Source organism: Okeania sp. SIO3B5, from assembly GCF_010692555.1.
Taxonomy (GTDB): Bacteria; Cyanobacteriota; Cyanobacteriia; order Cyanobacteriales; family Microcoleaceae; genus Okeania.
Genome location: NZ_JAAHHG010000277.1, coordinates 1 through 13,222 on the forward strand (window position 1 = coordinate 1; position 13,222 = coordinate 13,222).

General features: G+C 38.5%; 10 protein-coding genes. 1 reads left to right on the forward strand and 9 read right to left on the reverse strand.

The genetic code is table 11. From position 1 onward, the window contains the following. Window positions 1–422: 422 nt before the first annotated feature. The 9 genes from F6K54_RS27990 to F6K54_RS28030 form a co-directional block, all read right to left on the reverse strand. On the reverse strand, window positions 423–590 hold the full coding sequence (locus F6K54_RS27990; RefSeq protein WP_293084988.1) for a hypothetical protein: 168 nt from the start codon (window positions 588–590) through the stop codon (window positions 423–425). A gap of 316 nt (window positions 591–906) precedes the next feature. Then, on the reverse strand, window positions 907–3,501 hold the full coding sequence (locus F6K54_RS27995; protein ID WP_293084990.1) for a GAF domain-containing protein: 2,595 nt from the start codon (window positions 3,499–3,501) through the stop codon (window positions 907–909). A 15-nt stretch (window positions 3,502–3,516) separates the two neighbouring features. Continuing rightward, window positions 3,517–3,708: a hypothetical protein gene (locus F6K54_RS28000; RefSeq protein WP_293084993.1), complete on the reverse strand. Its 192-nt coding sequence runs from the start codon at window positions 3,706–3,708 to the stop codon at window positions 3,517–3,519. Between the two features lie 393 nt (window positions 3,709–4,101). Next, window positions 4,102–5,400 (reverse strand): transposase, encoded by a 1,299-nt coding sequence (locus F6K54_RS28005; RefSeq protein WP_293084996.1) that lies wholly within the window; start codon window positions 5,398–5,400, stop codon window positions 4,102–4,104. A 452-nt stretch (window positions 5,401–5,852) separates the two neighbouring features. Next, on the reverse strand, window positions 5,853–6,986 hold the full coding sequence (locus F6K54_RS28010) for a glycosyltransferase family 1 protein (protein ID WP_293084999.1): 1,134 nt from the start codon (window positions 6,984–6,986) through the stop codon (window positions 5,853–5,855). 49 nt (window positions 6,987–7,035) lie between these two features. After that, a complete protein-coding gene (locus F6K54_RS28015) occupies window positions 7,036–7,680 on the reverse strand; it encodes a DUF4291 domain-containing protein (protein ID WP_293085002.1) in 645 nt (214 codons plus the stop codon). A gap of 420 nt (window positions 7,681–8,100) precedes the next feature. After that, window positions 8,101–9,318 carry an NAD-dependent epimerase/dehydratase family protein gene (locus F6K54_RS28020; RefSeq protein ID WP_293085005.1) on the reverse strand — a complete coding sequence of 406 codons (1,218 nt, stop codon included), beginning with the start codon at window positions 9,316–9,318 and terminating at the stop codon, window positions 8,101–8,103. A 114-nt stretch (window positions 9,319–9,432) separates the two neighbouring features. After that, entirely contained in the window at window positions 9,433–9,753 is a 321-nt protein-coding gene (locus F6K54_RS28025; RefSeq protein WP_375342009.1) for a zinc ribbon domain-containing protein, read from the reverse strand. A gap of 778 nt (window positions 9,754–10,531) precedes the next feature. Then, the gene (locus tag F6K54_RS28030; protein WP_293085011.1) at window positions 10,532–11,122 is read right to left on the reverse strand and encodes a chromophore lyase CpcT/CpeT; all 591 of its coding nucleotides are present in this window, start codon (window positions 11,120–11,122) and stop codon (window positions 10,532–10,534) included. A 540-nt stretch (window positions 11,123–11,662) separates the two neighbouring features. Between F6K54_RS28030 and F6K54_RS28035 the strand changes: the two genes are divergently transcribed. After that, window positions 11,663–13,222, forward strand: a 1,560-nt coding sequence (locus F6K54_RS28035; protein WP_293085014.1) for a collagen-like protein, incomplete at its 3' end; no start/stop codon positions are given.

Below are 13,222 nucleotides of genomic sequence, written 5' to 3' on the forward strand. Positions count from 1 at the left end.
CTATCAGTAGATTGACTACCATACTGAACTCTGTAGGGTTTTTCCTGTTGTATCATTTGAAGTTCTGTGATGGTTAAGATGGTTATCTTTTCTGCGAGGGGGATGATGTCTTCATATGTACAGAACCAACTACTCTGTACATCTACCCATTTACCATTTTGGTTAGAGCCTATCAGAAATATTTGGCTCTTCTATAAATAACGCAGTTTAATAAATAACTTAGAACTATGTTCATCTTTCCATCACTCCCTTTTGCTCCTAGAGGATTATTCCTATCCTTTTCGGCTACTTTTAGGGTCTGCTTACCACCATTACTATTACTAGCTATAGTGTGACCTACCGTTCTTTATGACGGATTACTCTACAAGGGTATGGGATGAAGAACCCATAGGGAAGTGGGCTTCCCAGTTCAAATGACCAGTTCAGGTCGCACAATTAGCATTATATAAATTAGCTTCACTAAGGTCACATCCCGAACATTCATTAGTTTCTAATAGTCTTCTAATCGCTGCTGGATTAGCTGCTTTTGCTGAATTTATCCAGCCAAGTTGGGATAAAATCATTATGATTGCTAATATTGTCAGTTTCATATTCAGTATTTGGGGGTATAGAGAATAATTGAACAGAAAATATACCTAAGTAATTAAGTATACAAATAATTTTGTCTATCTACTTAATTTATATAGATAATTACTTAATTTATCATACATCTAAATGTTTTAGACCGACAAATTTAAAACAATAGAGATATCCGAAAATTAATCTAACTTTAACTATTAAATATCTCCAAAAATAAAAAATAAAATCAATTATCGTACATAAATTATCAGTTATTCCCCTCCTGGGAGGGGCGAGGGGTGGGTTCCCTATTCCCTATTCCCTATTCCCTATTCCCTATTCCCTCTTTTATTTAGTTATCATGGTATAACTTCCATCCCAATCATGTGGTGGTGGATTTGTTATATGATTAACCGATCGTTGAATATGTGTACCAACAGCTTCATCATCAGGTCGAATTTTTTTAGCACTCTTAAAGTAACTAACAGCCAAAGCAAAATTCCTTTCCATATAAGCTTTCCTAGCTCTAGAATAAAGTTCTAAAAACTGTTCTGTTTCCCGATCAATACTTTCTGAACTTGCACCAATCAATTCATATATACTTACAGATTTTTGCTTACCTTTAACTTTGACTTTATCCAATTCTCTGACCCTAATATGATCGTGACAAAGTTGATAAGTAAACTCACTTAAAATAATATCGCAGCCATAATGTTTAGTAATTGATTCTAAACGGGAACTCAAATTTACACCATCACCAATTACTGTATAATCCATTCGTTTTTTAGAACCAATATTACCAGATACTACTTCTCCTGAACTAATACCAATACCAATTTTAAATTGCGGCCTATCGGGACAAGATTCATTAAATTCCCGGAGACGATGACGCATATCTAAAGCAGTTTTAACCGCCATTAAAGCATGATCTTCTAAAGGTAATGGTGCTCCAAAAACAGCCATTAAAGCATCTCCCATAAACTTATCTAAAGTTCCTTTATGGTTAAATACTGCCTCTACCATTGTTTCAAAATATTGATTTAGAAGTTTAACTACTTCAGAAGCTTCTAGGTCCTCTGTCAAACTTGTATAGCCTCGAATATCAGAAAATAAAATAGTTACTTCCTTACGTTCTCCTTCAAGTAAAGCATCTTCAGCTAAAGCCATTACTTGTTCTGCAACCTCCGGAGTCATGTAGCGATACATGGTATTTTTCATGCGTTTTTCTTTACTAATATCTTCAAGAACTACCAATCCTCCACGCACACCACCTTCAGGATTAGTTAGGGGATTAACTGTTAGATTCAAACTACGTTCTATAACTCTATCTAGTTCAAATACATCTATTAATCTGCTAAAATCCATGTGGCTATTTTGAACTAAATTTGCCTGTATATTTGTTGGTATTTGTTCTCCCCAAGGAAGAAAAATATTAGGGTTTTTTGGATCGGGAACTGCTAAAATATAAGCTGCTTCTTCTTCACCTTCAAATTTTATAAAAGAACCTACTCGTAAATTTTGCTCTGGAACATATTGTCTAGTTCCATGCTGTAAACTATCTTCTAAACGGAACTGTAAATTTTCAATTGGTATAACTTCCCATACATATCTATCAATCAGTTTTTCTTCCCACAATTGTCTACTTGTTTTACCTTTTATCTCTTTTTCAAGAGGACAGCCTAACATTTCTAAAGCTGCTCCATTGATAGTCACAATTCTGCCTTGCATATTTGTAGAAATTACAACATCAGACAAACTTTGTAGAATATCTTTCTGATATTGCTTTTCTACTAAAACATTTTCAAAAAGTTGAGAATTCTGAAGGGCAATACCTGCTTGAGCATTAAAAGCTAGTAAAAATTGCTCATCTGAAGAATTAAAACTACCTTGATTTTTATTAATTAACTGAGTTACCCCAATCAATTCACCCTTAGCATTGTATACAGGCATACAAAGAATATTTCTCGTTTGATAACCTGTTTTTTGATCTGTACTAGGGTCAAAACGAGGGTCTATATAAGCATCAGGAATATTCAGAGTTTGTCCAGTAGAAGCAACATAACCAGCGATACCTCGATTTGCAGGAATTCTAATTTCCACCATTTTTTTTTCATCTGCTGTTGCTACCTTAGTCCAAAGTTCATTTGTTTCTTTACTAAATATAAACAATGTGCTACGGTCTGCTTGCATCAAATTACAAGCTTGATCCATTACAGCTCTTAAAGTTGTTTCTAAGTCTAGACTTTGACCTAAAGTTGTGGTAGCTTTCAACAATGCTGAAACCCCTCGCTGATTCCGAGCTGCTACATAAAATGATTGACAACTTTCTATAATAATTCCCATTGAGTCCCCTAAAGAGCGGAATAGTTGCTCATCTTCTCGATTAAAAGGGACATCATTCGCTTTATTAAGTAGTCGTACTACTGCTACTGGTTTGTTAGAGTTGGTGGTACTGAAAACTGGTATGCAGAGGATAGTACGAGTATCATAGCCTGGAGGTTGGTCTACTTCTTCGCTGAAGAGTGGATGAATTTTGGCATCAGCAATATTTAGAGCTTCTCCCGTTGTGGCTACATGGCCTAAAATACCAACATTGATTGGTAAGTGGTACTCTTGGGACTTACCTGTACTTTCGAGAATAGTCTTGTACCAAAGTTGTTTTTTCTCTTGGTTAACTAAAAAAATAGTCGTTTGATCTGCTTTTAGGATTTGACCAATTTTGACAGTAAAGGCATCTAATAATTGTTCTAGTAAAGTTTCAACACCTTCATTATTAATTAAGTCAATAGCTCGTAGATATTGATGAAATTCAGCAGTAATAAAGTCTAGCAGACAAACAAACTCTCCTACTGGCAAATCCTTGACGCGAGTTGCCAGTAGACCCATACGATCGACTTGAGTCAATGTTGCCAGAATACTACCAGCAGCGTTAGAGAATGTCATTTGAACTGTTAAGTTTTAGACGGCATTTTCCTCGACATTTATGGACAACTGTGGACAAAATGTATAGGTATAACCGTCTTTTTTATGTACAACTTTTAATTTACTTACATGAACACTTTTTGCTTTTTGTCCTGGCACTGTGAAATTAAAACTATTTGATTTTGAGCGAGGATTAACTCTACCTACTTCCCCAGTTTCAATGTTCAATGCTAAATCCCCACTATTCCAACCTTTGATTGGTTTTAGTGGGTTGTGCTTTATCTTAAAGTTAAATTACTCCAACTTAAGTGTATATTTTCTCTGGGTTTAATTTTTTCCAAGCAGATAAAGTTTTTTACTTACAAAAAAAAATGTTATGTTACTAGGCTAGACTATATTTAAGTATATTTCTTGCAATAGTATCGCAAAAATCTAGAAAAGTTAGGACTATTAGAAGTATTTAGAATATGAAAGTTTAGTATGATTACCAAAATCCTATCATTAGTATTACTCTGCTTAATTATCACACAAGCTTGAATTTAATATCCCGCAGTCCATATCTAAATCATAGATATTAGATGTGGATTATTGACTACTTCCCGGACTGAAGTCACGGGGATTCTAAGTTGATACTACGCAACAGGATAAATCCGTGTTGCTACGTTTCTTCTTAGCTGACCAAAGATACACTCTCTGGGGACAAGTCAAAGTGCCCCTACACAGTTGGCTTAAGTCTAAACTAAGCTTTCTGCTTACTTTCCTAATGATATTTGCAGCTCCATTACAGTCTGCATTAACCAAGCAATTATTACCTGTTCTATACAAACCACGCTTTGTTCTTTTTCCTGATGGTTTCCAATCATTGGGTTTCTCACCATAAATGGGTAGACAGTCACCATCTAAAAATGAAGCCATACTTGTATAGCTTTCTTCAGTTTCTATAAATCTAATCCCATATTCATCGCACAACTGAGCTATTCTTTCTTTGAGTCTAGCTGTGGGAATTGGTACAAATTCTGAATTACTTTTCTTTCCTAATTCTATTTGATTTTTCTGACCTTGATTCCAACCAAAAACAATTGTACCAATAGAATGTTTTAAACAATGATTAATTACTACTCTAGCTGCTTTATTTATACCGTCACGCATTTGACGGTTACGCTTTTCTGTAATAGCAGCTAGCCTATTTGACCAAAATCCCAAAGGTTTATTTTCTTTAATAGTTGATATCTGTTTGTTATACCAACAATTTATTGATTTGAGATGTTTACCATCTACAATTAAGCTTGTTCCTACATTCGATACACAGGTCAACCAATTATTTAAACCATGGTCTATTCCTAATACATTGTCTTGATTTAATTGAGGTTTAACTACTACTTCTTTTTCATAGATAAATTCCCAATAAAAACATCTGTTTCTCGGTAATATTCTCAGTTCTTTGAGAGTAGAAAATGCTCTTATACTAGGCATTGGTATTAAAAAGCAATCCAAACCAAACCAGCGTTTACAGGTATTGCCTAATGGTACTCTAATTTGATTACCTTTGAGTTTTAATGCTTGCTTGGGGTAACTAACTGTAGCCATTCCCCCTTTTTTTCTATAGTTAGGAATCCTTGGTCTATCTGAGATTTTTCCTTCACTATAGGCAATTATAAGACCATAGTAAGACCTAAATGATTCAGCTACGGTTCTTAAGATTTGTTGTGCTGCTTGAGAGTATAGAACTTTATAGTGATTGTTCTTTTTGTATACCTTTTCTAAATCATACTTGCCAATGCCTTTTTGAGATTTAAAATATAGTTGCCTGGCATAATATATTCCCATGTTAGTTAGCTTGTGAGACTGTTCACATAAGAATGTTAAGATATCAATTAATTCAGAATTTTTATTTACTAAAACTTGCTGACAAGAGTACATTGGAAACGGGCGGACCGAAAACTTATTGTCAATCATAGTAACAGAGGAAAACTTTAGTTGTCTAGTCCAAACAGCTACCTTGTTTTCATCTCCTGGGTTCAAACACGGGGGCCTTCAACCTGGGTTTTCAGTATAATAAAATACATCGGATTAAAATCCGACGACTCGCCTTTCATCCATCGCTTAAAAGACGATGGCTTTCATCCTCCCGTGTTATTTAGGTAAGAGCATAGATTCTGTAAAATTTTGTTGTAAAGCCTAATAGTTTACCCTCTCTGACAATCTCTAACAATCATCAAATTTTTGGTATTTAATTTACTTTCTTTAGAGGTTCCACAAGCAAAATTTTCTTTTGCTTGCTACAGATTCCAGTTTTTCCCTGCCATGGAGAATTTCCATCTATAGTACCCTTTGACTTAGATGGAATTAGCAATCTTTGCAAATAGTCTAAATTATGCTGCTGATGGTATCGAACGGGCAGAGATAACCTTTTGATAATAGTTTCTTAACTGCTGAGTTGCTGCTGACCATCCCCAACGTTCTGCTTCAGTTCTAGCATTTTGACGTAGAGTTTCTCGTTCCTCTGAATGAGCTAAGAGATTTTGAGTCGCTTTAATAGCTCCTTTTTCATCAGCAGGATCGAATAGATAACCATTTATTCCATCTGTAACAATATCAGGAATTCCTCCAGAATTAGCTGCTACTACAGGAGTGCCAGCGGCCATAGCTTCTAAAAGTACCAATCCTAAAGTTTCAGTGCGAGAGGGAAAGACGAAAGCATCAGCAGAGGCATAGGCAGAGGCCAATTCTTGACCCCGGAGATAGCCCACAAAGTGTGTGGGAGTGTCTGCAAAATGTTGTTCTAGGGATTCTCGGTTAGGTCCATCTCCTACAAGAGCTAGACAAGCATTGGGGATGGCCTCCAGAATTGGTTTAATACGGTCAATCTCTTTTTCTGCACCTAAACGGCCAACATATAGTAGTATTGTACTATCTGGGTTTCCTTGACTAAGGCGATCGCGCATTTCTTGACTAGCATGGTGAGGCTGAAATAATTCTGTATCAACTCCACGCTGCCAAAGGTCTACTCGCTCAATACCATGGCTGCTTAATTCTTCTACCATCGCTGTAGAGGTACAAAGATTTAAATCTGCTTGGTTATGGCCTGATTTAAGTAACTCCCAAAGCAACCCTTCCAGCATTCCTAAACCATAATGATGTAGGTATTGAGGAAGGTGGGTATGATAGGATGCTACAAGTGGTATATTCAGCTTTTTCCCATAGTACAAGCCACCTAAACCTAATACTGCTGGATTAGCTACATGAATTATATCTGGCTGAAATAGCTCTAGCTGTTTGCCAATAGTGGGAGTTGGTATTGCTAATTTTAATTCTGGATAGAGAGGTAAAGGAAAACCCTCAATGCCACAAATTGTTGCTCCTTGATATTCTTTTAGTCCTCCCTCGGGGGAAAATATTAGCACTTGGTCGCCAGCACGTTGCAGATGTTCAACAGTGTGGCATAGACGTGTAACTATACCATCTATTTTTGGTAAAAAGGTTTCGGTAAAAAGGGCTATCCTCATAAATTGTTTGGAAAATATTTGGTCAGAATATTAATTTTTCAGCTTGATTTTAGTCACTAATCGGTAATCCCAGTTTATGTATTATCTCAGAATTCTCAACTGGATAAACATTTTCTTTAGGTGTGATTAAGTCAGTCCATTTACTAGGTTGTCTATAGAGACGCTGCTGTTGTACAAATTCTGTAATATTTTCTATCTTCACAATCCAATCTCGGCTATAATTTCGTAGAGCTTCACCCTGTAGTCCTAATTGAATTGCTCGTCGTTCCACTTTTTGACCCATGGGATTATGGTCTGGGTCCCATTGCAATCTTACAGGCGATCGCTTCACAACTTCTTTCCATTCTTCTTGAGTTTTATAGATAGTTGGAATAAATTTTGAATGTACTCCTTTTGTTAAAATTTCATCAAATGCTGTGCGTTTGATACTCACAGCCAGAATTATTTCTTGTCCTGTTTTGCTGCCCCACCCAGAACGATACATCATCCACAAAAAGTTGGTTTTAATCCAACTCATTCTATTCAGGCTAAACTCCCCACCAAAATAACCTTTTGACGCTGCGAAATTACCGATTTCTGGCCTATATGCTTGGTAGACAACTACAGAGTTTTCATCAAATTGTGCTAAAATATGCCTACCAGTAGTAGGCCAATTACTAACTTGAGTTAAATAGTTTTCTGTAGCTAGCTGCATATTAACGAAACCATTAACACTTATAACTGGCGACCGCTTCTTTTTTAAAATTATTTAACCAAAAAGAGGTAACAGTTTTTACTATTACCCCCATGATGTTTATAGACACCTTCTAAAAATCTAGACAATCCTAGACACGCTCTTCATCGGTGACTAAAAGCGATTTTCCCACTCACCCGTCCATAAGTCTACTCACAAAGAAGGGTGATGTTCCGCTCAAGCACATTGAGTTTAGGATTCCTTCTGGAGTTTTCATCCTTATGAAAAGTCGAGTGCAAAACACTCTATAACCGTTGCTAAAATACTCTAGTCTTAGCAGACATAAGTGATAATAACACAAATTAATGGCGTAAAAACATAGACATTTTGTAGATATAAGTCTTGGATAGTCTATGCTTCTAAGCTCTAGCAAGCAACAGTTTATCGATGCCAAGATACCTTCGGCAGAATATGATCTTTATCTACACGTTGCTTGTATTGAATAGCATAATTTAGCAGAGAATCTAACAGAGAATCAGACAGATAATGAGGTTGCAAACCAAGATCTAAGAGGTTTGTATTTTTGGCATTGAAATAATGTTGCTCTAATTCCACTCTAGGATTTTCGAGGTAATTAATTTTTACATTATCCAAATTCTCTAAATCATCTGGAGCTAAATTCAAATCTTTACCTGCTTTATCTTTAAAAGCCTTACCTGCTTTTTGGACCATCATTGCCAAATCGCCAACACTGAACATTTCAGTAAATTGGTTGAATACTCGGAATTTTCCAGCCTCCGCAGGATTAGCGATCGCTATTTCCATGCAACGGACTGTATCTCTAATATCTAACAAGCCACGAGTTTGTCCACCCTTGCCATACACAGTGAGTGGGTGTCCAATAGCTGCTTGAATACAAAATCTATTGAGAGCCGTACCAAAAACTGCATCATAGTCCAGACGGTTAATCAAGAGTTCATCTTTGATTATCTCATCACTTAGGAGGCCAGTTAATGCAACACCGTATACAATTCCTTGATTGAGGTCTGTGGCGCGGAGTCCCCATATTTTGCAGGCAAAGTGAATATTATGACTATCGTGAACTTTACTTAGATGGTAAAAAGACCCTGGTTGTTTAGGATAAGGAAGAGTATCTTTACGCCCATTATGTTCAATGGTGATATAGCCCTCTTCAATATCTATATTAGGTGTACCATATTCTCCCATAGTTCCCAGTTTCACCAAGTGACAATCTGGGAAGTCCTCTTTCATTGCATAAAGAATATTTAGCGTCCCCACTACATTATTGACCTGAGTCATAACAGCGTGTTCGCGGTCAATCATAGAAAATGGAGCAGAACGCTGTTCACCAAAGTGGACTATAGATTCCGGTTCAAACTGACGTAGTGTTTTACTCAGGAAATTATAGTTGGTGATATCTCCTATATATAAGTCAATTTTTTTGCCAGTCAACTCTTTCCAACGTTGAATACGTTGTTGGATCGGGGCAATAGGTGTCAGGGTTTCGACTTGAAGTTGCATATCCCAGTGTCGCCGAACCATACTGTCTAGGATACCTACTTCATAACCTTGATTGGAAAGATAAAGAGCGGTTGCCCAACCGCAGTAGCCATCGCCACCAATTACCAGGACTTTCATAAACTTACTTTGAATCTTGCTTACTGATATTGGCTTAATGTATCAGGTATTGGAACTTTATGGCATTTCTTGTTTAAATCAAATGCAACTAGGTGACATACTACCACACCAACCTTAAGGTATGGCGTAGGCTTCTCGTTTCTCAGTCCCGGTACCCCGTCGGACTCCACGAGTTTTAAAAACGGAATGCCCTACCGCCCTATTTTTAATATTTATTATTGCTGCATTTCCTACGGAATGCTCCGCAAACAAATCGCGGTCAATAATAACACAGCAATTGGCACAATAATGAGTTCTTTCTAGTAATTTTTTTTGGACCCCCTCACCACAATTTGAACAATTTTGGCTCTGTTTTTGAGGATTCACAACTATAGTCTCCTGTCCAGCATTTGCCTCCTGCGGAGGAGCTGCGCTAACAGCTTTGACAATTAAAATAGTTAGAAATTGTCCCCATCCAGTTGATTACCCAAGTTTTAGGCTTGATTTTTGCTAGAATAACAGAAATTTTTAGGTAATGGTGAAAAACTCCAGAATAGTATTGTAAATCAATTAGACATCGAATCCAATTGATTTACAATACTATTCATCTGGTCGCGAATTTTTCAAATATGGCGTGAGGCTTCTCGCCGATATAGCTAAAAATTCCACCAATAAATATTTCTTATACCCTGATGAACTATATTCCTACTATCTGTTTAAGATTATTGACTTCTCACCCGACTGAAGTACAGGTGATTCTAAGGAGTTGTTCCAAATCGGTTTAAAAACACGATTCGTCACACCTACTAGCTGTCACTGGACTTAATCTTCCCAGTGGTGGCAGTCAAAAACCACCTACAGACTCAGATATGCTGACAAAAATGCCACATACATTGCCTTTACTTTTTTAGTTTTATTTTCAGAGTGGTTTTGCTCAAGTCAGAGCCATAAATCCCTATCTCTGCTGCCTACTTGCCTGTGCCTTAGTCTTGGTAGAACAGTGCTACTAGTTTCTTACTGGCGGGAGTTTCACCCCTACTAGCAAAGAGTCTATGGGACAAACCTTGTTCCTACTCATATTCATTGCTAGTATCCCACATTTTGGGATACTTGGGAATAAATTCCCACAACTTGTTTTCATCCAAGGGCTAAAGCCTCTTCGCTTTCAACTGCACGTTTTTTTGTAATTCTTGAGAAAAATTGAAATAGTAAATTTTCTGAAATTTAAGAACATTTATAGTGTAACTTCGTCGGCAAAGCTAGCCCAACGAGTAAATTCAAAAGGCCCAGCGATCGCTCCCCAGATATGCTCATCAGTTTCGGGGTTGCGCCCTCGATCATGGCTGATAAATTTATTTTCATCTATCTCAAAATGGCTATCTAAATAGGTTGTTTGGCCTTTACGAACTACAGTACAAGATTTTCCTGGTTCTACTTCACCTTTAAAGCTATGGCCAGTCCATTTTGTAATAAAGTTACAACCAGGTAGTTTCTCTATTTGTTCAGTTTTTAATGCTTGTAAACGTTGAGGATCGCGAGAAGCGCCGTAAAATGCTTCTTCTCGATCTATGGCGTAGTTTTCAATATCAATATGCTCTGCTGCGGAGACTAATTTTAGTATTCGGACTCGGTAGGGTTGCTTAAGGTTAATATCATAAGCTTGCTCTAGATAGAGGCTGAGTCCATTTAAGAGGTCATAGGGAAGTGGACGCATACAAACTCGAATGTGGGCAAAGAGTGGAGGATTTTCAAAGGCCTGTTGTTGGTTACTAAAGTCTGCTGCTAACCAACGTGCCAAAGTAAGAATGTCTGTTGAGTTAGTCATATTGTATTGAATGTAAATTCAGAGTTAGAGTTCAAAAGAGAATATTGAGTATTTTGTGGTGTATTTTGCCATTAGGGAACTTTAGAAAATAATCAACGTCTCTTAATTTATTTGGTTTTTTATTTAGATGTTGAAAAGTTTCTTGAAATAGTTTCTTTTACATATATTGAAGTACACAGTATCCCATGGAATTTATATAGGTAATAAGTAAATTATTGAGAATAAGAAAATTATAATCTGGAATGGTATCTAATGTGTTGATTTTGATAAAATCCTCAAAGAATAATAGTTTTAAAAGGGTTGGGTTGTAAATTTTTTGAATATGGCATCTATTTAATCAAACTTAAGTATAAATTATTTAGTCCTTTGACTTCAAGACAAATGTAGCCTTGGAATACCTAAATATTTGGCCATTCAATAAGTTTAGAATTACTTAGATGTACCTGGTATATCTATAGCCAAAATATATAATTATTATTTTCAAAAGTGAAATTCTCACTTATAATTTGGGAGAAATTATATTATTGAGAAAAATAACCAATGGACGGTTCTCCTAACTTTTTTCAGGAACCGAGCACACTTTCGGTTCCTCTTCCACTTGGTAATTCGGCTGAGGAAAACTTAGTCTTATTCTTCTCTGAAGATGCTTTGAGCAATGAAGAAGAAATAGGACTACAGGATGTCAGTCTAGAGGTCATAACGAACAATGAAATCCCGATATTATTTACCGATGAAATTAAATTTATACAGCCTGGTTCTGAAACTTTAGCAGGCTCAGATTTAAGAGATTTATTTATTCCAGATCAAGATAGTGAAAGCGATGTAGTAACTTCGTTTGCAGATAATAATCTGGATGGGTTACAAATTCCATTCTTATTGGATGGGGTGAGAGCTAATGAATTACAAATATCAGATATAGAAATAGCTGGCAAAGAATACCTAGAAGTCAAGGCGGTAGGTGAAGACGCTCAGACTTATAGAGTATTAGCACTATTAGAAAAAAATGATTCTTTTAGAACAGCCACACAAATTCAACCTCCAGATGTCTTACAACCAGTAGTCCCTACTCAATTGGACACCCTTGTACCCGGACAACCAGTAACTGTACCAGGTTTTGAATTAGTCCCTGGACCACCAGTTCCTTCTAATCAATTTGTAGAAGTTCCTATTCCACTCATACCTGGTACTCCTGGTGCTCCTGGCGCTCCTGGTCCTGCTGGTACTCCTGGCGCTCCTGGTCCTGCTGGCGCTCCTGGTGCTCCTGGTCCTGTAGGTCCTGCTGGGGCTCCTGGAACTCCTGGATTAGATGGGGCTCCTGGTCCTGCTGGCACTCCTGGTCCTGTAGGTCCTGCTGGTCCCGCTGGTCCCGCTGGTCCCGTAGGTCCCGCTGGTGCTCCTGGTCCTGCTGGTGCTCCTGGTCCTGCTGGTCCTGCTGGGGTTCCTGGTCCCGCTGGTCCTGTAGGTCCCGCTGGTGTTCCTGGTACTCCGGGATTAGATGGTGCTCCTGGTCCTGCTGGTGCTCCTGGTCCCGCTGGTCCCGTAGGTCCCGCTGGTGTTCCTGGTACTCCTGGGTTAGATGGTGCTCCTGGAACTCCTGGTCCTGCTGGTGCTCCTGGTCCCGCTGGTGCTCCTGGAACTCCTGGATTAGATGGCGCTCCTGGTCCTGCTGGTGCTCCTGGTCCTGTAGGTCCTGCTGGTGTTCCTGGAACTCCTGGATTAGATGGCGCTCCTGGTACTCCTGGTCCTGCTGGTCCCGTAGGTCCCGCTGGTGCTCCTGGTACTCCTGGATTAGATGGTGCTCCTGGTCCTGCTGGTGTTCCTGGCCCCGCTGGTCCTGTAGGTCCTGCTGGTGTTCCTGGAACTCCTGGATTAGATGGCGCTCCTGGTCCCGCTGGTGCTCCTGGTCCCGCTGGTCCCGTAGGTCCTGCTGGTGCTCCTGGAACTCCTGGATTAGATGGCGCTCCTGGTCCTGCTGGTGCTCCTGGTCCCGCTGGTCCTGTAGGTCCTGCTGGTGCTCCTGGAACTCCTGGATTAGATGGCGCTCCTGGTCCTGCTGGTGCTCCTGGTCCCGCTGGTCCTGTAGGTCCTGCTGGTGCTCCT

Excerpts from the sequence above, each read along its gene's own strand:
- F6K54_RS27990 (WP_293084988.1), bottom strand. The coding sequence starts at position 590 with ATGAAACTGACAATATTAGCAATCATAATGATTTTATCCCAACTTGGC.
- F6K54_RS27995 (WP_293084990.1), bottom strand. The coding sequence starts at position 3,501 with ATGACATTCTCTAACGCTGCTGGTAGTATTCTGGCAACATTGACTCAA.
- F6K54_RS28005 (WP_293084996.1), bottom strand. The coding sequence starts at position 5,400 with ATGTACTCTTGTCAGCAAGTTTTAGTAAATAAAAATTCTGAATTAATT.
- F6K54_RS28010 (WP_293084999.1), bottom strand. The coding sequence starts at position 6,986 with ATGAGGATAGCCCTTTTTACCGAAACCTTTTTACCAAAAATAGATGGT.
- F6K54_RS28015 (WP_293085002.1), bottom strand. The coding sequence starts at position 7,680 with ATGCAGCTAGCTACAGAAAACTATTTAACTCAAGTTAGTAATTGGCCT.
- F6K54_RS28020 (WP_293085005.1), bottom strand. The coding sequence starts at position 9,318 with ATGAAAGTCCTGGTAATTGGTGGCGATGGCTACTGCGGTTGGGCAACC.
- F6K54_RS28030 (WP_293085011.1), bottom strand. The coding sequence starts at position 11,122 with ATGACTAACTCAACAGACATTCTTACTTTGGCACGTTGGTTAGCAGCA.